At 54.3% G+C, this 22,843-nt stretch carries 18 protein-coding genes and 1 tRNA gene; 13 read left to right on the top strand and 6 right to left on the bottom strand.

Annotation, left to right across the window (positions count from 1 at the left end; genetic code table 11):
* Positions 1-377 precede the first annotated feature (377 nt).
* The 3 genes from IPM21_13215 to IPM21_13205 all read left to right on the top strand — a co-directional run bounded on the left by IPM21_13215 (position 378) and on the right by IPM21_13205 (position 2,519).
* A complete protein-coding gene (locus tag IPM21_13215; protein MBK9164839.1) occupies positions 378-728 on the top strand; it encodes a hypothetical protein in 351 nt (116 codons plus the stop codon).
* A gap of 160 nt (positions 729-888) precedes the next feature.
* Positions 889-1,458 carry a four helix bundle protein gene (locus tag IPM21_13210; GenBank protein ID MBK9164838.1) on the top strand — a complete coding sequence of 190 codons (570 nt, stop codon included), beginning with the start codon at positions 889-891 and terminating at the stop codon, positions 1,456-1,458.
* Between the two features lie 299 nt (positions 1,459-1,757).
* Positions 1,758-2,519 (top strand): HNH endonuclease, encoded by a 762-nt coding sequence (locus tag IPM21_13205; GenBank protein ID MBK9164837.1) that lies wholly within the window; start codon positions 1,758-1,760, stop codon positions 2,517-2,519.
* Positions 2,520-3,195: 676 nt separating this feature from the next.
* On the opposite strand, the gene IPM21_13200 is transcribed toward IPM21_13205, so the two are convergent.
* The 3 genes from IPM21_13200 to IPM21_13190 all read right to left on the bottom strand — a co-directional run bounded on the left by IPM21_13200 (position 3,196) and on the right by IPM21_13190 (position 6,148).
* Positions 3,196-3,858, bottom strand: coding sequence for a DUF3553 domain-containing protein (locus tag IPM21_13200; protein ID MBK9164836.1), 663 nt, complete (start codon positions 3,856-3,858; stop codon positions 3,196-3,198).
* 101 nt (positions 3,859-3,959) lie between these two features.
* The gene (locus IPM21_13195; protein MBK9164835.1) at positions 3,960-5,987 is read right to left on the bottom strand and encodes a radical SAM protein; all 2,028 of its coding nucleotides are present in this window, start codon (positions 5,985-5,987) and stop codon (positions 3,960-3,962) included.
* Positions 5,984-6,148: a hypothetical protein gene (locus tag IPM21_13190; protein MBK9164834.1), complete on the bottom strand. Its 165-nt coding sequence runs from the start codon at positions 6,146-6,148 to the stop codon at positions 5,984-5,986. Before IPM21_13190 ends, IPM21_13195 begins: the two co-directional genes overlap by 4 nt.
* 508 nt (positions 6,149-6,656) lie before the next feature.
* On the opposite strand from IPM21_13190, the gene IPM21_13185 reads away from it, so the two are divergent.
* The 8 genes from IPM21_13185 to IPM21_13150 all read left to right on the top strand — a co-directional run bounded on the left by IPM21_13185 (position 6,657) and on the right by IPM21_13150 (position 11,774).
* On the top strand, positions 6,657-8,048 hold the full coding sequence (locus IPM21_13185; protein MBK9164833.1) for a phosphoglucomutase/phosphomannomutase family protein: 1,392 nt from the start codon (positions 6,657-6,659) through the stop codon (positions 8,046-8,048).
* Between the two features lie 5 nt (positions 8,049-8,053).
* On the top strand, positions 8,054-8,419 hold the full coding sequence (locus tag IPM21_13180; GenBank protein ID MBK9164832.1) for a septum formation initiator family protein: 366 nt from the start codon (positions 8,054-8,056) through the stop codon (positions 8,417-8,419).
* 226 nt (positions 8,420-8,645) lie between these two features.
* Positions 8,646-8,885: a 30S ribosomal protein S21 gene (locus IPM21_13175; GenBank protein MBK9164831.1), complete on the top strand. Its 240-nt coding sequence runs from the start codon at positions 8,646-8,648 to the stop codon at positions 8,883-8,885.
* 81 nt (positions 8,886-8,966) lie between these two features.
* Positions 8,967-9,716 (top strand): 5'/3'-nucleotidase SurE, encoded by a 750-nt coding sequence (surE, locus tag IPM21_13170; GenBank protein ID MBK9164830.1) that lies wholly within the window; start codon positions 8,967-8,969, stop codon positions 9,714-9,716.
* A 10-nt stretch (positions 9,717-9,726) separates the two neighbouring features.
* Positions 9,727-10,389 carry a protein-L-isoaspartate(D-aspartate) O-methyltransferase gene (locus tag IPM21_13165; protein MBK9164829.1) on the top strand — a complete coding sequence of 221 codons (663 nt, stop codon included), beginning with the start codon at positions 9,727-9,729 and terminating at the stop codon, positions 10,387-10,389.
* A gap of 48 nt (positions 10,390-10,437) precedes the next feature.
* The gene (locus IPM21_13160) at positions 10,438-11,040 is read left to right on the top strand and encodes a DedA family protein (protein ID MBK9164828.1); all 603 of its coding nucleotides are present in this window, start codon (positions 10,438-10,440) and stop codon (positions 11,038-11,040) included.
* A gap of 66 nt (positions 11,041-11,106) precedes the next feature.
* Positions 11,107-11,183 (top strand) — tRNA-Pro (locus tag IPM21_13155).
* Positions 11,184-11,243: 60 nt separating this feature from the next.
* A complete protein-coding gene (locus tag IPM21_13150) occupies positions 11,244-11,774 on the top strand; it encodes a GNAT family N-acetyltransferase (protein MBK9164827.1) in 531 nt (176 codons plus the stop codon).
* An 18-nt stretch (positions 11,775-11,792) separates the two neighbouring features.
* Here the strand turns inward: IPM21_13150 and queD are convergent, their stop codons facing one another.
* Positions 11,793-12,185 carry a 6-carboxytetrahydropterin synthase QueD gene (gene queD, locus IPM21_13145; GenBank protein ID MBK9164826.1) on the bottom strand — a complete coding sequence of 131 codons (393 nt, stop codon included), beginning with the start codon at positions 12,183-12,185 and terminating at the stop codon, positions 11,793-11,795.
* A complete protein-coding gene (locus IPM21_13140; GenBank protein MBK9164825.1) occupies positions 12,182-14,611 on the bottom strand; it encodes a mechanosensitive ion channel in 2,430 nt (809 codons plus the stop codon). The genes queD and IPM21_13140 overlap by 4 nt, the downstream gene beginning before the upstream one ends.
* Positions 14,612-15,003: 392 nt before the next feature.
* Between IPM21_13140 and IPM21_13135 the strand changes: the two genes are divergently transcribed.
* On the top strand, positions 15,004-16,164 hold the full coding sequence (locus IPM21_13135; GenBank protein ID MBK9164824.1) for a helix-turn-helix transcriptional regulator: 1,161 nt from the start codon (positions 15,004-15,006) through the stop codon (positions 16,162-16,164).
* Positions 16,165-16,276: 112 nt separating this feature from the next.
* Here the strand turns inward: IPM21_13135 and IPM21_13130 are convergent, their stop codons facing one another.
* Positions 16,277-18,247, bottom strand: a complete 1,971-nt coding sequence (locus tag IPM21_13130; protein ID MBK9164823.1) for an ATP-dependent DNA helicase — start codon at positions 18,245-18,247, stop codon at positions 16,277-16,279.
* Positions 18,248-18,441: 194 nt separating this feature from the next.
* On the opposite strand from IPM21_13130, the gene IPM21_13125 reads away from it, so the two are divergent.
* Positions 18,442-22,500, top strand: coding sequence for a M36 family metallopeptidase (locus IPM21_13125; GenBank protein ID MBK9164822.1), 4,059 nt, complete (start codon positions 18,442-18,444; stop codon positions 22,498-22,500).
* Positions 22,501-22,843: the final 343 nt, after the last annotated feature.

The raw sequence follows: 22,843 nt of genomic DNA, 5'->3' as shown, positions 1-22,843 counted from the left end.
GACCGAAGGTGCGTCTGCCCGCTGTTTCATTTCTAAAAGGAGACTGCGCGTTTCTGAAACGCCGTGAAACAAATGAAACGCCTGAAACACCTGAAACAAGTGAAACAACTGAAACATGTGAAACACTTGGCAGATAACGGGCGCCGGGCGCGCCGAAGCCCCATCGCCCACCGCGAAGGTTTTTTTCTTTGATAATAGGCGTCTCCGTTGCATATTTCCGCATACTTGCCCACAGCCAAGCCGAATCTCGACTGAAAACAACTGTAGCATCGTCGCTACGATACTGTCAATACAAATTTTCCGACCGTCAGTCCTAAAGCCCCGCGGATGCGCGATGGATTGACACCCTGACGAATGGGGAATAAGCTGTCCGCGATATGAAAGCAAAACACTCCGTGATACTTCTTTCGGGCTTATTGCTGTTGATGATCGCTGCCGCATGGGCGCAGACGTCGGATACGGTCCGCCCGACTTGCCCGGCGGTCATCTACAACTGGAATGCGAATTACCGTCCGGACAACAATGCTTCGAAATGGCTCCGTGCCGACTGGAACGCGAATGCCGACCGATGGGAGATCGATTGCAGCTCAGAACTGCCGTCGGCAAACGCGGTGAATAGAGCTAGCAACATGAGCAGCAACGGGGCGATGTACAACGCCACGAACGCTGTACAGGCAAACGCCGCCGCAAACACCAACGCTCGCACAAGGAAAAAGACCCGCCCATAAAGACTGGTTTGTGGGTCCTTTTGGTCTGTTTCCGGCGCTGTCGGAACCGCCTGCGTAAGCGGGCGGCCAGTTCGCCAATCGGTCATATAGGTCCCATAGGACGCATCGGTCCCATCGTTCTGCCCTTCACCCAACGCCGATTCCCCGCTATAATCCCCGCATGAGCGATGGCTTCATTCCGCCGCACGGCGGTTATCAGGACCTGCTGGCGTTCAAGAAATCCCGCATCGTTTACGATGCGACCGTCTTCTTTTGCGATAGGTACATCGACCGCCGTTCCCGAACCCACGACCAGATGGTCCAGGCCGCTCGTTCCGGAAAGCAGAATATTCTCGAAGGCAGCCAGGCAAGCGGAACCTCCCGCGAGACCGAGATCAAGCTGACCAACGTCGCCCGAGCGAGCCTCGAAGAACTCCTCGAAGACTACCGCGATTTCCTCCGAACCCGCGGCCACGAACTCTGGGCAAAAGATTCCAAACAAGCCCTCTTCGTCCGCAAGCTCGGCCGCAGCAAAGATGAGTCATATGAGTCCTATAGGACCTACCTCGAAACACGCCCGCCCGAAACCGTCGCCAACATCATCATCTGCCTGATCCACCAGACAAACTATCTCCTCGATCAACTGATCCGCCGCCTCGAACAAGACTTCCTCGAACACGGCGGCCTAAAAGAAAATATGTTCAAAGCCCGCCTAGCCCGCCGCGACCAACAACGCCGCCACCAAAAATAACCCCGCAGCCCCCACCAAATCCCCCAATACCCATCCGCCCAATCCGCCCAATCCGCCCCATCCGCCCAATCCGCCCCATCCGCCCCATCCATCCTATATTAAGGGAGATCCCCGAGCCTTCTTGAGGGCTTGCCCCCTTGTTGCCTAGCTAGACCAAGCTCTGATTCGCGACTGCCCGTTTTTCTTAGGGTGTCTGGTCGCAGACCCAAGGCATCATTCCGGATTCGTTTACACTAACGTTCTCACGTCCGTTTCGCTGCAGTTCAGATTTTCATTAATCGAGTGCTAACCTGAGGGCGATGGCAAACAATTGGACCAGAGAGCAGTTGATTATCACCTTCAATTTGTACTGTCGGATGCCGTTTGCAAAGGCAGTGCAAACAAACCCCGAGGTTATGCGAATCGCCGAGATTATCGGCCGGTCGCCTGGGGCGGTTGCATTTAAGCTGGGCAATTTTGGAAGCTTCGACCCCGAGCTTAAGAAGCGTGGCATCGGAGGACTGCCCAACACGAGTAAACTCGATAGGCAAATTTGGGATGAGTTTCACAACAATTGGGACGAACTTGCATTCGAAAGTGAAAAGCTGATCGCCGAGTTCAGTAGGACATCCGTCGAAAGCCGAGTAATAGATGAGATCAAAGGAGTGCCACCGGGAACGGAACGCGAAAGCATAGTTCGTGTACGGGTGAATCAGAGCTTCTTTAGAAGCTCGGTCCTTTCGATCTACAACCGCCAATGTTGCATCACAGGTATCGATCATGAATCTATGCTCGTCGCAAGCCACATTATTCCATGGCGGGATTCCGCGAATGATAGAACTAATCCAAAAAACGGACTTTGCTTGAACACATTTCACGACAGAGCGTTTGACCGCGGCCTCATTACAGTTACACCGGACTATAAGGTTCGCGTTTCGCGTGCTTTTGAGCAAATCGAACACAAGCCGGAGTTTCGATCATTCTTCGAAAAATTGGATGGTCGAAACATCGATTTACCGGACAAGTTCTTCCCCGGCGAGAAGTTCCTTGAGTATCACAATGAGGAGATCTTCGTGAAATAAAAGAGTGCCACCCAACGGGGGACTTTTATCAAATAGCGTTTACAACCAAAACCTATCTGGTCGCTTCCCAAAATCCGGTGACCACCAGTTCGAAATGAGTCTTTGAACGAATCAATTTGAACTCGTCGGGAATTTGGGTTAGTTTGTCCAATCATGTGGACTTTGAGTGAATTGAACGAGATTGATAAGTCGGTAAGAAGTAGGTACGACGGTCAGCGCGTATTGACTGAGGAAACGACCGGGCTTTCGTTGAAGGAACCCGCGACCGATTCTGCATCGCAAACACCGGTTAGACGGCTAACGTATGAAGTCTGCGGTATGCATTATTCATCGCCTCAATATAATCTGATCTTACTTCAAGACAGGATCAACGATCTTTCAGGCACAGAGCTCGTCCAACGAACGACGTATTCCGCACCTCACCATCAGATCAACTTTTACTTATTTGATGGATCAAAGAAAACGTTCGATCCAAGTCGTACGTTCGTCGTTGCGGACTTTCTGGCCGAATTTGGTATTCCAAGTGCGTGAAAGAGCCCGCGAACAATTGCGGACTCTTTAGGGTGAAATGAGATTCATTGGTAGTAGTAGTCATCGTCGATGAGGATACTCGTGCAGCGACGCCGGATTGCAACATTATATTTCATCGTCAACTGAGATCGAACACTTTTCACAATTAATCACGAGGAATCTCTGGGAACTCGGCGTACCATTCATCGCCCTCCCTGACTAATCTTGCTTCAGCAAGATCGTTTAGTATTGCGGCAATCTTACGTGCTCCTTTTTCATAATCCAGTTCAGAATCCGGGTCTACGATCATCGTATAAACGCGAAGCGAATAACCCTCGTCCTCAATGAGACGAATATTCTCGCGTGATTCTGGCCACGATGGTCTTTTCTTTCCATTTTTGGTTTTCCAACTCCCGCTAAGTATCAAAGCGCGGCTACCGTTACGAAGGTCTTGCCACGCCCCGAAAAATATCTTCTTTTCATCGTGGTTCACAAACGACCAACTCCAGTTCCAATTCGCACACGTCCCGCCCAGACTCTCAATAAACGTTTTCCGGCTAACACTCTTGCCATCGTTAAAGTAAGCGTCGCCCACAAAACGCCGCTTCGTTGCCCCTTTCCTTCGAAACTTAGAATCGAGGGCATTGCTATCCGCATCGCTTCCCGTCAGGAGAACTAAGGAAACAAGATCAGTTCTTAGTTTTTTCTCACCCGCAGTTTCGAAGAATACTGTAACGGTGGATGATTCGACTGAAGTGATTTGCCCGATTCCCCAATCATTTAATTTTGGATGCCTCACCCGACTGCCTACAGAAAGTTCGTTATTCATTGGCACAATTATTACCACAAGACCGGCTTTTACCAAATAAAAAAAGCCCCGCGATCGCTCGCGGGGCTTCTGACTTCTGACTTCTGGCTTCTGGCTTCTACTTATTCAGCGATGGCCATTGATTTGTCCTTCTTTTTGATGCCGCCAATCTGGACGAGGTTTTCGCCCTTGATCTGGTTCTTTTCGAGGACCATCTGGTTATAGAGCTTGCGCATCATCTGGACCTCTTCGGCAGCGGTCTTCGGGCCTTCCATTTCCGGCTTGTTGGGCCGGGCGAGGTCGACCTCGTTAAGGACAAGGCCGTGCGACTTATCGCTCAGCTCGACTTCCTTACCGCGAGCGAAAACTTCGTGGCGGCCGTGCTCTTTATACCACTGTGCGACGGTCGCGTTCTGGTGCATATGCTCGATGATATTGCGCCAGCCGATACCGGTATTGTAAGCACAGAAGCTGATCTCGCCTTCCTGTGTGCCGTAGGGGATGATGCACATCTCCGTGCGGCGGAAGTCGTAGTTAAAGAGGTCCTGGAACCACATTCCGGCAATAAAGAGGAAGTTCCACGGGTCCTTTCGGCGTTTCTCGATATCTTCGGCCGTACGGTCCGGGCCGACCTTTCCGTAATCTTTGCCCGAGAGCCCGAACGACTTATCGAACTTCATCAGGATGCCCTTGAGCGTAAGGCTCGCCGGAGCACCGTAGGGGTTGTAGTTCTTCAAAAGGGCGAGGCCCATCATAAGGTTTGAGAACCACTTGCCGCGGTTGGTGTCCGTGATGTGCTGCATATCGGTCACAAGGCCCTGAATGTTCAGGAACTGCGGGACCGGAGCCATCTCTTTCGTTTCCTTATTGACCATAACGGCCGTGCCGACGCCGCAATTCGGGTGGCAGCCGCACGAAACCTGTCCCCAATCGGACTCGGGGCCGTGGACGACGTCCGCGAAATCGGCGAACGCTCCCATCAAGGAAAGCGGGAACCAGTCGCGGTTCGGTTCGGTGATGCCGACCTGGCCTTTCACATCGTGGGCGAGGTGAGCAAGCGTATAACGCTGCTGCAGCCGACGTTGTTCGGTGATCAGCTCGTCGCGGCCCGTGAAGGAAACCGGCTGGAACGCGATGAACGAGATCTTCTTCGGATTCTCAAGTGCAAAGCGGATGATCGTTCCGACCTGGTCATTATTGACGCCATTGACCAGCGTTGTAACAAGAATGATGTCGACGCCGGCTTCGTGGAGGTTATTGATCGCACGGAGCTTTACGTCAAACAGGTTGCCGATCTGGCGGTGCGAGTTGGCGTCGTTGCCGATACCGTCAAACTGCAGATATACGAAACGAAGGCCAGCCTCGGCTGCCTCGCGGCAAAAATCTTTCGATTTTGCGAACTCGATACCGTTGGTCGCGGCCTGGACCGAGTTGTACCCGACCTTACGTGCGTAACGGATCGCATCGAGGAAATACGGGCTCAATGTAGGTTCGCCGCCCGAGTACTGCACCGACATCTGCCGACGCGGCTTGATCTGGATGGCGTTGTCGAGGATCTCCTGGACGTCTTCCATGCTCAGCTCATGCACGAAACCAACCTGGTTCGCGTCCATGAAGCACGGGTCGCACATCATGTTGCAGCGATTCGTCAGGTCAACCGTCAAAACCGCACCGCGGCCATACTTCACCGACGAGGTGCCGTGATTGTGGAGCTTCTCATCATTGTGAGCTTCCATGTCGCGGCCCGGGAAGAGCGATTCGATGTGCTGCAGGAACTCGGAGTCGATCGCCATCATGTCTTCAAAATGGCCGTGCTCCGGGCAGTCTTTGATCATCCAGACCTGTCCGTCACGCTCGATGATCTGGGCCTTGATCTCTCCGACCTTTTCATTGATCAGCGTGCTGACATCGCGTTTGTTTGCCAGGATCTCTTCGCGCGCCTCAATGACACAGTTCGGGCAGAGCGAATCCGTCTGCCGCGGGAAGCCAAGCGTCGGCTTCGTTTTCTGCCATGATTTGAGGATCGGCTTATCGGCCCACTTCGGTGTGAACGAAGGATTCGGCTTATACTGATTAACCGACTTGATCGCATTGAACATGCCGGCGGCGACGTATGTCAGGCCTTTTTCAAAGTGCTTTACTGGTCTCATATTGTTCTCGTCTTTACGTAAATGATTTCTATTGATCTCGTCTCGCCCACATTTACGGCCTCGTCGGTCGTTTTTACCTGACCGCCGTCGCCTATCGCTCCGAATTTATCAATGGTTAGCGGGCGCAGTTCTGCCGTAGAGAGTAGCAATATCCGTTCCATGATATTCAAGGCTTGGCTCCAAATAAGCACGATCATCTAACTATCTGATAGGGTTGAGTTTAACAAACCCGCTTCAGCCTCGACCTCTCCGGCCTCTGTGTCTTAACGATACACAGCGGCCGATATCGCGCGACTTTTCCCATTTCGACACATCTTTTCCGTTCGCCACAGAGCTCACGCTTTCGAGTAAATCAAACCCGAAAATGCGGTCTTAAGTTAGTGCTTAAACGACAACAGACTGCCCATCCTGACCCGTACTCGTCGATCGGCGGCGGACAGTCGAGTTTACAATGCCCATACGAATTCCCTGCACGATTTGGCGGTCTGATGCTCATGAAAATGCTGCTTAAGCGCACATATCAATCGGCGCATTAGCTCCGCCGCCCTAACCGTTGCAAATAAATGTTTTATAATATTGAAAAAAGTGCTTTACAAATCATTTTTCCTATGATAGAGTTTTCGCACTTTGAAGCAGTTCGCGTTTTTAAGCTTTAGGTAACAGCCTTTTATGGACATTCGATTCGGAACTTCGGGCTGGAGAGCCGTTATCGCAGATGATTTTACGTTCGACAATGTCCGAAAAGTAATAAACGCGATCTGCAGCTCTTTGAAAGCAAAAAGGCCGGAAACACGGCAAACGATCGTGATCGGCCATGATTCGCGATTCATGGGTGAGAAGTTCTCGGAATTTGCGGCAGAGATAATGTCTCGCAAGGGCTTTCAAGTGCTTTTTTGCACGGGGCCAACGCCGACGCCGACCATTTCGCATGCGATTCGCGACCGGAGAGCGGTCGGGGCACTGAACTTTACGGCATCGCACAATCCGCCCGAGTATCAAGGAATCAAGTTCTCGACCTCGGATGGAGCTCCGGCTTTGCCCGAGATCACTCGCACGATCGAAGAGCTAATTCGGTCGGGAGCGGAAAGCGACGATGAAGCCGGTGGCAGTGTTGAATCGTATGATCCGAAAGAAGCGTACTTTGCCGATCTGCGATCAAAGATCCGGTTCGATGCGATAAAGGCCGCGAACGGGCGGTATGCATATGACGCACTTTGGGGAACTGGACGCGGATATTTGAACACGCTCGTTGCCGATCTCGGGCTCGAGATCGAGACCATCAACGATACTCGCGATGTGCTTTTCGGCGGGCGGTCGCCTGAGCCTAGCGAAGAGAAGCTCTTTGAATTGCGTGAACTGGTAGTCTCTAAAGGCCTGACGCTTGGGCTTTCCACCGACGGCGATGCCGACCGGTTCGGTGTTATCGATGCGGATGGCACGTTTATTACGGCAAATAAGCTCATTGCACTTCTGGCCGATTATCTGATCGAAAGCCGGGGTTGGCGTCTGGGGCTTGCGAGAAGTGTGGCAACGTCGCATCTCATCGACCGGGTCGCCGAAATGCACGGGGTTGAACTCCACGAAACACCGGTCGGGTTCAAGTTCATCGGCGAGTTGATAAATGACGACAAGATCGCACTTGGCGGTGAGGAATCGGCAGGGTTATCGATACGGGGGCATTACCCGGAGAAAGATGGAATCTTAGCGTGCCTCCTCGCTGCAGAGGCGGTGGCCGAGCGGAAGGCGAGTCTCAGCGAGCAACTGACCGAGCTTTATAAGAAGACCGGAAAGCTCGAATCTGAACGCATCGGAGTAAAGCTTAACGCAGACGTTGCGGCAAAATTGAAAACTAAGCTGTCAGAAAACCCATCAGAGATCGGAGCCCGAAAGGTCAGCTCGATCAATCGGATGGATGGCGTGAAGTTCATGTTTGAGAATGGGTCGTGGATGCTGATGCGGCCTTCAGGGACTGAACCAATGGTTCGCATCTATGCTGAGGCTGAGGAACGCAGCGAACTAGATGAACTGCTCAAGGCAGGAAAAAGCTATTTGCTTGGATAACGAAAATGGCAGGACGGTTAAAAAAAACTGCGAACGCCTCGGTGAGGACCGAAAGACGCCCGAGATGGGTCGGCTTTCTCGCCGCAGTTGCCCTTTGCTTGCTCCTTGTCGTGTCCGTTAACTATAAATCGTTCGCCGTTTTTGAGCGTGAGCGCGACCAGCAGAAAGAGTTGAATGAAAAGATCGAGGATCTGGCAGATGAGAATCTGGCACTTCAGGAGGAAATACATTACCTGAAGACCGATCCCAAAAAGCTTGAGCCCGAGGCTAAAAAGCTCGGACTCGAGAGGAAGAAAGAAGTAGTTTCTAAGGCTGATGAAACGGGGACAGCGGAAGTGCCCGCCAATCGGCAATCACCAACCAATAAATAAACCGCCTTTTGCCCATCAATTCCGCTGGCCTACAGGAAAGCCTTCCGAAACCCGCGGCTCATGTTTCCCGAGAACATGAGCCGCTCTTCTTTTCATACGCAATCCGTCCAATAAACTTGCAAACTTTAGCCGAAAGGTGTGTAATTATGGTTTGCCTTTTGAGATCTCTGTAAATTGAGTCTCAACAGGAATAACGACACCAGCCGAAAAGGGGGTGAGATAGCTAATGGCATTAGTAATAGTAAACAACAACGAATCGATCGAGAATGCACTCCGTCGCTTTAAGCGCAAAGTGATCAGCGAGGAGATCATCAAAGATCTTAAAAAGCACGCTCATTTCATCCCGCCGGGACAGAAGGCAAAGCTCAAGTCGGTCAATGCACGCAAGCGCAATCGCCGCCGTTTTCGTCAGCAGCGGGGCATGAACACCTCCCCGCGTCCCTCGGGCGGTTTCAACAACCGTTAAGCTTTTGAGGTTTCAGAGGTGAAAAAGTGACAGCTTTAGTAGATCGTCACTTTTTCACCTTTTACTTTTAAATCATCGAAAATGGGCCGAAAGCCTAATATTCTTATCACCAACGATGACGGCATCCACTCCGAGGGCATTGCGGCCCTTGAGGAGGGACTTCGCGACATCGGTGAGGTGTACGTCGTTGCTCCGGAAACGGAGATGAGCGGAGCGTCTCATAGCCTTACGCTTGCCCGGCCGCTGCGTATACGCCAGATCGACGAACGGCATTGGACCGTTGACGGCACGCCCACCGATTGCGTGACCCTTGCCCTAAATCAGATCCTTGCACCCGACATTCGCCCGGACATCTGTGCTTCGGGCATAAACCATGGTGCCAATCTCGGCGACGACGCCACATATTCCGGTACGGTTGCCGGTGCAATGGAGGCAACGATCCTAGGTGTTCCCGGAGTTGCATTCAGCTTGGTCGCCAACAGAACCTGGGACTTTACCGAGTCGGTACGAGTCGCTCGAGAGGTGACGATCCGGGCACTAGCGGAAGGCTTGCCTTCCGGCACACTGCTCAATGTAAATATTCCAAAGGGCTTTGCGAAAGGTTATCGGGTGACCAAGCAGGGCTTCAAAACTGCGAGGCCGGTCATCAGCGAACACATCGATCCGCGTGGCAAGCTTTATTATTGGATCGGCGAGGTCCGCGACGGCTTCCGGGCCGAAGGCGGCACCGATTTTGAGGCGATAGACAAGGGGTTCGTTTCGATCACGCCGATGCGGAGCGACCTGACGAATCATTTGGCAATCGAAGAGATCAGGAACTGGGAAAGCTGATCCAAAAACAATGGACGAGTTTGCGATTCCGCGTAAGCGAATGGCCGAGCATCTCCGGAATCACTACCGGATCGAGGACGAGCGTGTGCTCGATGCAATGAACACGGTGCCACGGCATCTTTTTGTCCCGGAGGCGTTACGATCGCAGGCTTATAAAGACAACGCCCTTCCGATCGCCGCAAAGCAAACGATCTCGCAGCCGTTCATCGTCGCCAGGATGACAGAACTTTTGCATCTCGCCGGGACCGAGCGAGTTCTCGAGATCGGCGGTGGCTCCGGCTACCAGACCGCGATACTCGCGAGGCTTGCACGGAAAGTGTTTACGGTCGAACGTGTTCCGGAACTCGCCGACGGCCTGAAGCAGATGGTCCGCCGCCTTGGCATCCGGAATGTTTCGGTCAGGTGCGGAGACGGCACTGAGGGCTGGCGAGTGTATGCACCGTTCGATGCGATACTAGTCGCCGCCGGCGGCCCGGAACTTCCGCAGCCGCTGCTTGATCAGCTTGAGGTCGGCGGACGCCTGGTCATACCGATCGGTGAGACGCAAAAGTCACAGCGGCTCGTCCGCGTCACTCGGACCGCAAAGGGGTTCGAAACAGAAGATGCAGGCCCGTGTGCGTTCGTTCCGCTGATCGGCGAACACGGCTGGAAGGAAGCCCGCAGCAGTGTTTGATTTTCATTAGACCTTGGCACTGCAAACAATGCCCGGCTAATTTTACTCATGAGAAAGATATTCGAATATCTCCGCCGCCTTAAGGCATGGGTCGAGAGCTATGCGGAAAAGCCGCACGCCGCCTGGGCTCTGTTCATCATCGCATTTACCGAGTCGTCGTTCTTCCCGATCCCGCCGGATGTTTTGCTTATTGCGATGGCGGTCTCGGTACCGGCCAAGGCACTCCGCTATGCACTCATCTGCTCGGCCGGCTCTGTGCTCGGCGGCGTTTTCGGCTACTTCATCGGTTGGGCGTTCTTCGAAACTCTCGGCCAGCCGATCCTCCAATTCTACGGAGCCATGGGCCATTATGCTCAGGTTCAGCAGCTTTATAACGAGCATGCATTCTGGGCCATCCTTGCCGCCGGATTTACGCCCATCCCATACAAGGTGTTCACTATTGCCGCCGGCACCTTCGAGGTGTCGATCTGGACACTCATCGGCGCTTCGATCATCGGCCGTTCGGCTCGCTTTTTTCTTGTCGCGGGCCTTTTCTATTTCTTTGGAGCCCCGATCAAGAAGTTCATCGACAAGTATTTTGAGATACTCACATTCGTCTTCCTGATCTTTTTGATCGGCGGATTCGCGGTCGTGCGCGTCTTCCTTCGCTAGGAACATTGACACTGGCCATCTTCTTTCATAGACTGTCTCTTCGCTCAACCTTGAGCGAATCGACTTCGGGGCGTGGCTCAGCCTGGTAGAGCGCACCGTTCGGGACGGTGAGGTCGGAGGTTCGAATCCTCTCGCCCCGACCACTTTCAAAGAAGGATCGCCTCAAGCGGTCCTTTTTTTATTGGCCGATCGCGAAGCTTGTTATGTCGGAAACTTCCGCAAATTGCGAAATACGTCGTGCACGCATCGCTGACGCAAAGGTCCTTGCGATGCTCGGCGTCGTGACTTTCTATGAGGCATATTTTGAGCAAGATGCAGCCGGCGACCTTGCGAATTATGTTGTGGAGACCTTTGCCGTCGAAAAGGTCGCGAGTGAGCTTGCCGACCCGGCGGTGACCTTCCTCATCGCCTATCGCGGCGAGAAGGCGGTCGGCTATGCAAAGTTAGTACGGGACGCAAGAGAGGACGGCGTTACCGGCGTGCGGCCGATCGAACTCAAACGAATCTACACCGTCGAACGCGTTTGGGGAACGGGCGTCGGCCTTGCATTGCTCGACCATTGTCGCAGCCTGGCCAAAAGCGAGGGGTTCGACACGCTCTGGCTCGGCGTCTGGCAAGAAAATCAACGCGGCCAGAGCTTTTACCGCAAACACGGCTTCCGCAAGGTCGGCACGATCACCTTCCCCTACGGCGATTCGGTCGGCATCAACGACGTCCTGGAAATCCCCCTCTAAACCCCAATCCCGAACGGCTCACAGCCAACTGCTCGCTACATAAGTAGCGACGCTTGTCGGTGTTTCATAGCAGCGGACCTTGTAGACCTTCACACGGTCGTCGCCAACGCGGGAGTTTAGATATTCCACAAAATAGCGGGCGATGTTCTCGGCTGAGGGGTTCAGTTCTTCGTCAAAAGGCGGGAGTTCATTCAGGTTTCGGTGATCGAGGTAACGCGTTATCTCGTCCGCCGCCTTTTTCAGGTCACCGAAATCGATCAGCAGCCCGATGTTGTTCAGCTCCTCGCCTCGGGCATAGATCTCCACCTTGTAGTTATGCCCGTGCAGGTTCTCGCACTTCCCCTTATACCCGCGCAACTGATGAGCCGACGAAAAATCCCGCTCGATCATTACTTCAAAGTAGCTGCTCATATACTTTCTTCTCGGGCACTTTGCCCCTTAATATTGATGTCACGCTGCGGAAAGGGTATCTCGATACCGGCTTCGTTGAGCGTTTTGTATATTTCGCCGACCATTTCGCTTCGGAGTCGGACCCAGCCGTCGGGGTCGATGGTCCAGAAGCGGAGTTCGAAGTCCAGGGAGCTCTCACCAAGTCCGATGAAAAGCGTCTGTGGCGATGGTTCCGACAAAACACCTTCACGCCCGGCTACAATAGGTGTTATCAGATCAATAACACGCCTCGCATCAGTGCCGTAGGCCACACCGAACGGGATGTCGATCCGCCTCTTGTCATCGGAGAGCGTCCAATTGATCACCTCTTCCGAGATAAGTTGGCTATTTGGGACTATCACGTCTGAACCGTCGACCTTGCGTACGACACTCGCCCTCAGCCCGATGCTTTTGAGCGTCCCGACGTGTGCACCGATCTGCACCGAGTCGCCAACCTTCACCGGCCGCTCGAAAAGAAGTATCAGTCCGCTGACGAAGTTGTTAACGATCGTCTGCATGCCGAAGCCGATGCCGACACCGATCGCTCCTGCAATGAATGCGAATTGCGAAAACTCAAAACCGACCGCCAGGATCGCAAAAACAAAGCCGCCGACGAGGATCACGTAATGAAAAACGCTCGAAATGGCGTATGAAACGCCGCCACCGAGGTCCATCCGCGGGTAAACGTCCTCCTCCAGCAAAAACCGCAACAGCCGAGAGGCCAGGAACGCAAGCCAGATCGCGATCGCAAAAGCCACGACGTCACCGACCGTGATGTTCAACGCCCCAACGGCAAACCCGGCATTCCATACGGCAGATATCGCCCCGAAAACGCTGTCCTGTATCGCAAGCATCCGGAGCACAGCGAGCAACCAAATGATCGCCGCGGCCCAGTTCACAGCCCGCATGATGTTCGCGCGGATCAGGCTGCGGCTTGTCCGGACCGCATTGAGTCGGGTAAAGGGCTCCACCCGCAAGGCGAACGCGATGATACTATTTATGATCTGAGCGGCTGTGTAAAGCACGAGTGCGAGATACGAAGAACGCAGCACCGTCCCGCCAAGCAAAAGCGAAAGATCGACAAGTCCAAGCACGTTCGCGGCAAGCGAGATAACTAAAATGCCAACAACGAACGGCAGCACGCGATGGACCCTCTGATAAATAGCAACGTCGCCCGCAGCCATCTTCGCGGCAACCCGGCGTGAGCGATAGAACCATATCAGGAAGATCGACGCCGCTAAGACCTCAAAGGTAAAAAGCAATCGCGAGGTTAGCGGGAGCTCTTGAACGATCTCACGCATCCGGTCGAGAAAATAAAGGCCGAGAATGGAATAAAGAAGCAGGTCAATAGGCGGAGCAACCAGCTTTCGAAGCACAAATACACCGAATCCTATCGCCGCAATACCAAGAAACGCATTGAGCAGCCGCGGCGAATCCTGATAAATGAACGCAGATAAGATCACCGAAAGGACCACCGCCGAACCGATCGGGAACTGAAAGAATGCCGCGACACGCTCGAGCTTCGGCTCTTCCTCAACGATCGGAACGAACCGCTTGCGGGCCCAAAAAAATGCTGCCCCTAGCAGGACAAAAAGAAACCCGTGAACCGCAAATCGTCCCGGATTATTTTTCGTATACGTGACTAGAGTCGTCCACTGTGCTGAGAGTGAACTCGAGATTCCAGTGACGAGAAAGCTCCACGACATCGCTTTCCAATCTGCCGCCCAAAACGGAGCCTCATTGGCAATAAGAATGCCGCTAAAAGCAGCCTCTCGTCGGCTTTTCACTTCAGCAAGCTGCTCATCTATCGAGCTCTGCAAATTCGAGATCTCGGACTCGACTGTGAGAAGCTCGGCACGCTTTTCTTCGGCGACTTTTTCGGCGGACTCGATCGAAGCAAGGGCCTCGGCCGCTCGTCGGCGAACCTCGGGAGGGACTGCGTTGGGATCCGCGGCAGTGGCGTTCGTGTCCTCGCCGGGTGCGTCAAATGCCTCTATCGAACGCTGCCAAACGCTTTTGATCTGCTTGAGCTCGGCGATCTTTCCATCGACTTCCCGTATCTGCGATTGAAGGCCGGTCTTCCAACCGCGGAGCCTAGCTGCCTGATCATTCCATTGCCTTTCGACCGCCCTTAGTTCTTCGATCGTCGGCGTTTGGCCAAGCGCCTTTTCAGCCTCTGCCCGGAGCTTTGCGATCTCGGCCGGCTTTTGCTCGATCCCCTCACTCACCACGCTCGAAACGTTTCGTGCGGCGACATACGTCGTCGCCTCGCGCACCGCAGCGGCCGCAGTTTCGGCTTCCGCAACGACCGCCGTCAGCGGTATCGGCGTTGCAACGGGCGAAGGGCTTGATGATGGAGAAGAGTTCGAGTTCGAGTTCGCGTTCCCACCAGAATTCGACTGCGCCATGACGCCGGGCCCAACGGACAGAATTACTGCCAAAATGAAAGACAACGCTAAAAGGCTGCAGATTTGAGAGGGCTTGGTAATCATTGGATCTTTCTAAAGTATAGAAAATATTGGCTTAATGGTGAAATTCCATCTTCTTTAGATTTTTTTTGCATTTTTCTCGAAAAAACTATGCAAAAGGCTTCCGGTGAATCCGTCTTCCCTAAGGACTGTATTTCCAAACTCAATTTTTCAGTAGTTTTGCCCGTCCGTCGGGCAAAAAATTGAACGCTCGATCAACGAGTGCGTTCGGTTCGGATCGACCTGCACGTCCCGACGCCAAAACCTAATGCCTTGCCGCTTACTCGTAGTTTCGACTGGTGAGTCATATACACCTGGTGTTGCAGTAACATATGTCCAGGATCGAACAGAACAATATTGAACGCATGATCGGCGGAATTTACGAGAGCGTCTCGATGCACCGCCCCGACGGTTGGGAAACATGCTATCGCGAGCTTAGCCGAATGCTCTCATCCGGCCCTGGAAGCCTTCATTTCTTTCGTCGACGGCAAGGACGCTTCGATGTCTTGGCCGATACGAATGAAGCTGGATTCATCGAGGATTTCAACTCGAAATACTTCGAGCTGATGCCTTATAAGAACGAGATCGCAAGGCTCCGGCCGGGCCAGATCTTCCTGCGCTCCAACGTTATCTCAGACGCCGAATATCGGGAACACGAGTTCTATCGCGAGCACTTTCGCCGAATGGGCATTTTCCATGTAGCCCATGTTTGCCTCATCGAAACCGGCGACGCGGCCGCAGGTATTACATTCACACGGCCCGAGACAATGCGGCCTTTTTCAGACGAAGACCTCGAAGCTCTAAAGATACTGACTCCGCATCTTCAGAGGGCAATGAGCATCTCTATCGAGATCGCTGGCACGATCGAGCGGGAACGCATGCTGACAACGTCGCTCGACAAACTCGCACAGCCAATTGTCATCGCAGACTCAGCGGGAAAGCTTTATCACCGAAACGATGCGGCCGAGCCATACTTTGACGAGGACGGAGTTTTCACTCTCGGTGGAAGCGGCCTAATTACCTTCAGTCGGACTGAAAGAACTAGCGAACTCCGCACTTTGATCGAAGGAGTGACCAACTTTCCGGAAATGGCAGTCGGTGGGATCGGCGGTGTCATCAACTTACGAACGCGGCTTTCAGACCGGTCCGTAGCGGTTCTCGTCTCGCCGCAGGTTGAAGCAGCTACGAACACCTGGCAAAAACAACAATACGCCACGATGTTCATCAGCGACCCGACCCGACCGCTTCCCTCGCTCAATGAGGACCTAATGGTCGTTTACGGTATGACGAAACGCGAGGCCGAGATCTCCGTGCTGCTTGCAGATGGGCTGGCCGTTAACGACGTCAGCGACCTTCTTCAGCTTAGCCGGCACACGGTGCGGACCCATCTAAAACGAGCCTTGCAAAAGACCGGCACGCACCGTCAGGCAAATCTTGTTAAGTTCGTCCTAGGCCTCGCCGGCGTGCGGTTCGAGCAGAATGAAAAAAGATAAATGGAATTTATGACCCAAATGGGTCACGACTTTCACCACGCCTCTCGCCGAAAACTGATGATCTGAGATATCGGAACTAAATTGGCCTGCCCTTCGGCGGTCCTTTTTTTGTTTAAAGCGACGTGAGAACCTCTCTGATCTGTTCCGAGTCGGAGACTATTCGCATTCGCGGGAGGCTTTCTAGGAACTGGCGGCCGTAGGGTTTTGTGCGGAGCCGGGGGTCGAGGATGGCGATGATGCCGCGGTCGGTTCGGCTGCGGATGAGGCGGCCGATTCCCTGCTTTAGGGTGATGACGGCCTGCGGCACGCTGTAGTCGATAAACGACCGGCCACCTTGGTCATCGATGAACCTCGACCTCGCCGCGACGATCGGGTCGCTCGGGACGGCAAACGGCAGCTTGTCGATGATCACACACGAAAGCTGATCGCCCTGTACGTCAACCCCCTGCCAGAAACTGGTCGTCGCAAAGAGCACCGCGCTCTTCGTCGTCCGGAAGCGGTCCAGAATTCCGGCCTTCGACATCGAGCCCTGCACGAAGCAAGGAAAATTCACACGCGACGAAACCAGCTCATACAAAGCGTTCATCGAAAAGTTGCTGGTGCAAAGCACGAACGCGTGCCCATTCGTCACCTGCAGGATCTTAACGATCTCACCCGCCGCGAGCTGCGTAAATTCGTTCGAACGCGGGTCGGGCATCGCCTTCGGCAGATACAGTACCGCCTGCCGCTCATGGTCAAACGAAGACGGGGCAGTGAAGGCGTTAGTCTTTGCGGTATCAAGCCCGAGCCGTTCGCGAATAAAATTGAACGAACCGCCGCTCGAAAGCGTCGCAGAAGTGAGAATGCAGGTCTCCACTTTTTCGAAGAGCTTTTCTCGCAAAAGCTCTGAAACGTCCACCGGCGATGCCCTGAGATAGATACCCTTCCCGCGCCGCTCGATCCAGTAAACGAAATTACGCTCGGTTTGCGTTGCGATGAACTCGAGGTCGAACCTCGCTTGGCGGGTTCGTTTGAGCAGGCTCTCAGCCTCCGGCATATCCGCGGCAAATCCGTCAGTCTCTTTCTCAAGCGACTTGAGAGCGTTATCAAGGGCCTCGTAGGCCTCGCCGAGCGCGGTCGGCTCGGTTCCGCCGACGCTGTTTCTGTAAGCAAACGCATCCGGCAAAAGCGGATACCGCCCGTCAAACTTCGCCTGCGAAAAACGCATCCAGAAGGTCTCCGAAAGCCCCGAGACCTTTGCAGCGAGCTTCGTGAGCTCACGCGTTACGACCGGGTCATGGATCGGCAATCCATCGATGTCCCGCACAAGTTCGTCGATCTGAAAATTCGAGACCTGCGAACCGAAGTAATCCGACGCGATGTCCTCGATCAAATGGGCCTCGTCAAAGATGACCGCGCCATAATCCGGAATCACTTTGCCAAACTGATTTCCGCGGACGCTTAGATCGGCGAAGAAGAGATGGTGGTTTACCACGATGATGTCCGCGGCTTCCGCACGGTTTCGCATTCGGGTGATAAAGCAAGGCTCAAAGTCCGGACACTTTTGCCCGATGCAGATCTCCCCGCGAGCATTTATTCGGTTCCAAAAAGGAAGATTTTCGGGCAGGTCAACGAGTTCGCGTCGGTCGCCCGTTTCTGTCTCCTTAACCCACCGGGCGATCTTGCGAAAATTGTCGATCTGGTCTAGGCCGTCAAGCACGGGCTGGTCCTCGGCTTTCGTGATGCGATAAAGGCAGGCATAGTTTGACCGCCCTTTCATGTAGGCGGCGGTAAACTTGGTCGGGAGCACTTTCTTGAGAAAAGGAATGTCCTTTTCCATCAACTGCTCTTGCAGGTTCTTTGTACCCGTTGAAATAACGATCCGCGTCTTTTGCCCGACCGCCGCGGCGATCGCCGGCACGAGGTAGGCGAGCGTTTTCCCGGTACCGGTTCCTGCTTCGACCATGAGGTGCTTCCGGGCCTGGAATGCGTCCGCAACGTGTGCGGCCATCTCGACCTGACCCTCGCGGTATTCATAATTCTCATGAAACCGAGCGATCAAGCCCTCGCGGCCGAAAACACGTTCTATTAGTTCATCTGACATCGGGAAGGAAAAACATGTTGACTATTTCACTGCGGAAGTCGAAAATAACAAGACCTTCATTCGAATGCGGCGGGATGAGTGCTTTTCCGTCTAAATGTTCCGTTCGCATTTCGCTCTAGTGCGATTGTATTTCACGTCTTTGAACTTGTCGAAGACCAGTATCTGAACTTGATGGTTCCGAGAGAGCTTTTCCGATGACCAAAACTGCCAACGCCAACTCCCGACGTTTTCCGATCCCGCTAATGTTTGCTATCACGTTCGCGGCAGCCGTGCTCTCCGCTCCGGCGATACTATTCGACGCAAGTGCGAAAGGAATCGGGTCGGGGCTCCGCGAGCGGACGACGAGCCACGACGAGTCGTTGCCGAACTACGACATTCGCACCGACAGGGAGCAGCAAACGGTCAAGTCCGCCTTTCGCCAGAACGTAGGCGTTTCGGCCTCGGAGATCGCCGACATTCGCGACGCATTTGTCCGCGGTGAAAAGAAACTACAAACGTCCATTCAGGGGGCAAGGGTCGAATACAGCTCTGAATCACATAACCCCGAGGTCATTGGCACAGCGAACGGCTTCACGTTCGCACCGCTTACTGCCTCGGCCGCAGGTGAACGGCCGTGGATTCTCAAGCGTTTCATTGCCGGCAATTCTGAGCTTTTCGGCGTCAACGCCCCGCAGATCAGCGGGCTTGAAACTGCTGCGGATTATACCAACCCCGACGGCGTTCTCTCGTTCGTCGAACTGGCTCAGAAGTTCAACGGCGTTGCTGTTTTCCGAGGCGAGGTGAAAGCGGCGTTCACAAAGCGGAACGAGGTCGTTCGCATGGTCAATAATCTTGCTCCCGGGATAGATGAGGCAACGCTGTCTGCCGAATTTGGCGACCCCGGCAGTGCGATCCGCAATGCGGCGAAGCACGTCGGGGACAAAGCTCCTGCCGGTGAGAGTTCGGTTGTGGCGGTTTCTGATGGCGTCTTTCGTTCGGGCGAAGGCGACTGGGCGACCACTGCGGAGAAGGTCTACTTCCCAATCGAGCCCGGCGTCGCGGTGCCGGCATGGCGTGTGCTTTTTTGGCTTCCGGTCGATGCGTACTATGTCATCGTCGATGCGGAAAGCGGCAAACTACTTTGGCGGAAAAATATCGCCGAGGACCAAACCCAGTCGGCGAGCTTTCGCGTCTGGAACAACCCGAACGGCTTCATCAACTTGGCCGATAGTCCTTTTCCATTAACGCCCGGCCCGGCCGCTCCGAATGGCCAGCAGGGACCGGCGCTCGCACGCCAACTCGTATCGCTCGTCGGAAATGAGCCGCCTTATCAATTCAACACGAACGGCTGGATACCGGACGGGCAGAACGAGACGGACGGGAACAACGTCGAGGCCGGGCTCGACCGCGACACGACCAACGGAGTTGACGCGATCAATGGCCGGGCCGTCGGAGCGAACCGTGTGTTTGATTTTCCGTTTTCGCCGTATAACCCAAATACCGGAACGGGCGAGCCGCCTCTTCCCCCCGGAGGTCCGTCCGGCTGCTCCAGCACTCCACCCGAGATGATCGACGCGCAGAAGGCGGCGGTTACTCAATACTTTTACATCACCAATTGGACGCATGCGGCTTTCTACAGCCTGGGATTTACCGAGGCCGCTCGCAATTTTCAACATCTAAATTTCGGCCGCGGCGGTATCGAGGGCGACCGGCTGTCGGCCGAATCGCAGGACTGCAGCGGAACTAACGGTGCCAATTTTGCCTCGCCGGCCGATGGAACTCGTCCACGCATGCAGATGTTCATCTGGACAGGCCCGCCGGTGGATATCGACACCGCGGTTGACGCCCAGATCGTAATTCACGAGTTTACCCACGGCCTTTCAAACCGCCTGCATGGAAACTCAACCGGCCTCACAACGAACATGGCACGAGCAATGGGAGAGGGGTGGTCAGATTTTTACGCCACGGCATTGCTTTCATCCTCTGACGACCCGGCGAACGGTGTTCACGCCGTTGCAGGATACACGACAAACACCATCTTTTCCGGATTCACCAATAACTATTATTACGGCATCCGTCGGTATCCGCAGGCCGTGCTGAGCTACACCGGCGGCATCAATAACAAGCCGCACAATGCGCTCACCTTCAGCTTTGCGAATACGAATTGCAATCCGCGGCTCTCCGAGGCAGAATTTGCCTTTCCGCGAGGACTGATCGGAGGAACAAGTTGTGATCAGATCCACAACCTGGGCGAGATCTGGGCAACAACCCTCTGGGAAGTGCGTGCCCGTTTTGTTCAGCGGCTCGGGCACCAAGAAGGCAATCGGCGGATGCTGCAGTTCGTTACCGACGGTATGAAGATCTCGCCTCTCGCACCTAATTTTTTGCAGGCTCGCGATGCGATTCTTGCCGCCGCTCAGGCGAGTTCCCTGGCTCCGGAATCGGCTGCCGATGTTGCCGACATCTGGGCCGGATTCGCCGCCCGCGGCATGGGCGTGAGTGCGAGCATTCAAAACCCCGGGACCGGGAACAACAATACCGTCGTGACAGAAGCCTTCGATACACCGGGCCTGACGCAAACGCCGGCCTTGATGGTCGACGACTCGGATGGCAATGGTAGCGGCTATCCCGATCCGGGCGAATCGATCACGATCGACTTTCCACTTACAAACAATTCCGGCGTAACAGCGAATAACGTCAGCGTCCAGCTTGCCGGCGGAGGGTCGGCGGTTTACGGAAATATCGGCCATACGCAGACGGTCGTTCGAAGCATAGCGTTTATTGTCCCGAATCAAAGCCCGTGCGGCGCTGTCGTGGAGCTCGAGTTCCAAGTATCAAGTAGCCTAGGGGACCAGACAATTGTACGAACAATAACTCTCGGCCAGCCGATCGTAACAACGACGGAGAATTTTGACGGCACTACTGCTCCCGATTTTCCGGCTGGCTGGACCGCACAGCCGGTCAGCAACGGGATCAACTTTGTCACTTCGACGTCGACACCTTTCAGCTCGCCCAACGCCGCGTTTGCCGCCAATCCGGCAACGGTCGGCGGCGGAACGGATCTTGTATCTCCTTCTATCGCGATCAGCTCTCCATCCGCGACCGTTTCATTTAGAAACAACTATGCAACCGAGGCCGGATGGGATGGCGGAGTGCTCGAGGTGAGCATCGGCGAAGGGGCTTTTCAAGATGTGATCGCCGCCGGCGGAGCTTTTCTCGAGAACGGCTACAACGGTGTGCTCGGCTCGAACGGCGTGAACAATCCGTTAGCGGGCCGCATTGCATGGACCGGCAATTCCGGCGGATACCTGCGTTCGGTTGTCCGGCTTCCCGCCGCAGCAGCCGGCCAGAATGTGCGTCTGAAATGGCGGTTTGGCGCAGATAATAATACAGCAGTACTTGGTTGGTTCATCGACGATATCGAGATCGCTGCAAGCGCTCAATGCGTTAGCACCCAAGCCCGTGCCATAGCTGATTTTGACGGCGACGGGCGGACAGATCTTTCGGTCTTTCGTCCTGGGAATGGAGTCTGGTATCTCTTGCGGTCGGCCGAAGGGTTCGCCGCCTATTCGTTCGGCTTAAGCGGAGATGTCATCACGCCCGGAGACTTTGACGGAGATGGCCGAGCCGACGTCGCGGTTTGGAGGCCTGAGAGCGGCACTTGGTATCTGCTCCGTTCGACCGATGGCTTTGCGGCATTTCAGTTTGGTGCCGAGGGCGATATTCCGGTCGCCGCGGATTTCGACGGCGACGGCAAGACCGATGTTGCCGTGTTCCGCCCTCAAACAGGCGTTTGGTACATCCTGAACAGTGGGGGCGGTGCAACAACGATCATTCAATTCGGCCAGAACGGCGACGTTCCGGTTCGCGGCGATTTTGATGGCGATGGGCGAATAGATCTTTCGGTCTTTCGAGGTGGCGAATGGTGGATATTGAAAAGCACTGGTGGCGTTGCCATCGAGAACTTCGGAACGACAGGTGACATCGTCGTCGCTGCAGACTTCGATGGCGACGGTACGGCAGATCCCGCTGTGTTTCGACCGTCGGATGGCATTTGGTACATTCTCCGCAGTTCGGACCGCGGTGTGACCTACAAACAGTTCGGCCAGGCTGGCGACGTTCCCTCACCCGGTGATTTCGACGGCGACGGGCGGGCAGATACGGCGATCTTCCGCGAAGGCGTTTGGTACATCGACCGGTCAACTGCCGGACTTCTGATCACGTCCTTCGGCGTTCCCGATGATCAGCCGGTACCGGCCGGTTACGTTCGATGAAATGGCATTGTGTAACGATGACTACGGACTTTGGATCCGGCCCGACTTATGTCGCAAAAGGGCAGTTCTCCGGCGTTTGTAAATCATGGTGATTTATTGACCTTTCCGCATTTTTCTGTTATCTAATACTTGTCTATTTGATTAAGTCGTTCACCCGAGGATCCTCATCATAACAGTTACTTTTATCGCTCCTCGGTTTCTTTCCCGTCGCTTCGCTTCACTATACCTGCGTTTCCCGACGGTACGTGCTGTTTACAATATTATTTTGTCCTTATTCATAAGGTAGTAGCTAGGAGTCTTGGGTCTCTTTGATCCAAGGCGAACTCTTTTTTTCTAAGCTTTA

Source organism: Acidobacteriota bacterium (assembly GCA_016716435.1).
Lineage (GTDB): Bacteria > Acidobacteriota > Blastocatellia > Pyrinomonadales > Pyrinomonadaceae > OLB17.
The sequence above is the reverse complement of the archived record's forward strand: the minus strand, read 5'-3'. Positions and strand labels throughout refer to the sequence as shown.

Coding starts and splice junctions, on each gene's coding strand:
- IPM21_13215 (MBK9164839.1), top strand. CDS start 378: ATGAAAGCAAAACACTCCGTGATACTTCTTTCGGGCTTATTGCTGTTG.
- IPM21_13210 (MBK9164838.1), top strand. CDS start 889: ATGAGCGATGGCTTCATTCCGCCGCACGGCGGTTATCAGGACCTGCTG.
- IPM21_13205 (MBK9164837.1), top strand. CDS start 1,758: ATGGCAAACAATTGGACCAGAGAGCAGTTGATTATCACCTTCAATTTG.
- IPM21_13200 (MBK9164836.1), bottom strand. CDS start 3,858: ATGAATAACGAACTTTCTGTAGGCAGTCGGGTGAGGCATCCAAAATTA.
- IPM21_13195 (MBK9164835.1), bottom strand. CDS start 5,987: ATGAGACCAGTAAAGCACTTTGAAAAAGGCCTGACATACGTCGCCGCC.
- IPM21_13190 (MBK9164834.1), bottom strand. CDS start 6,148: ATGGAACGGATATTGCTACTCTCTACGGCAGAACTGCGCCCGCTAACC.
- IPM21_13185 (MBK9164833.1), top strand. CDS start 6,657: ATGGACATTCGATTCGGAACTTCGGGCTGGAGAGCCGTTATCGCAGAT.
- IPM21_13180 (MBK9164832.1), top strand. CDS start 8,054: ATGGCAGGACGGTTAAAAAAAACTGCGAACGCCTCGGTGAGGACCGAA.
- IPM21_13175 (MBK9164831.1), top strand. CDS start 8,646: ATGGCATTAGTAATAGTAAACAACAACGAATCGATCGAGAATGCACTC.
- surE (MBK9164830.1), top strand. CDS start 8,967: ATGGGCCGAAAGCCTAATATTCTTATCACCAACGATGACGGCATCCAC.
- IPM21_13165 (MBK9164829.1), top strand. CDS start 9,727: ATGGACGAGTTTGCGATTCCGCGTAAGCGAATGGCCGAGCATCTCCGG.
- IPM21_13160 (MBK9164828.1), top strand. CDS start 10,438: ATGAGAAAGATATTCGAATATCTCCGCCGCCTTAAGGCATGGGTCGAG.
- IPM21_13150 (MBK9164827.1), top strand. CDS start 11,244: ATGTCGGAAACTTCCGCAAATTGCGAAATACGTCGTGCACGCATCGCT.
- queD (MBK9164826.1), bottom strand. CDS start 12,185: ATGAGCAGCTACTTTGAAGTAATGATCGAGCGGGATTTTTCGTCGGCT.
- IPM21_13140 (MBK9164825.1), bottom strand. CDS start 14,611: ATGGCGCAGTCGAATTCTGGTGGGAACGCGAACTCGAACTCGAACTCT.
- IPM21_13135 (MBK9164824.1), top strand. CDS start 15,004: ATGTCCAGGATCGAACAGAACAATATTGAACGCATGATCGGCGGAATT.
- IPM21_13130 (MBK9164823.1), bottom strand. CDS start 18,247: ATGTCAGATGAACTAATAGAACGTGTTTTCGGCCGCGAGGGCTTGATC.
- IPM21_13125 (MBK9164822.1), top strand. CDS start 18,442: ATGACCAAAACTGCCAACGCCAACTCCCGACGTTTTCCGATCCCGCTA.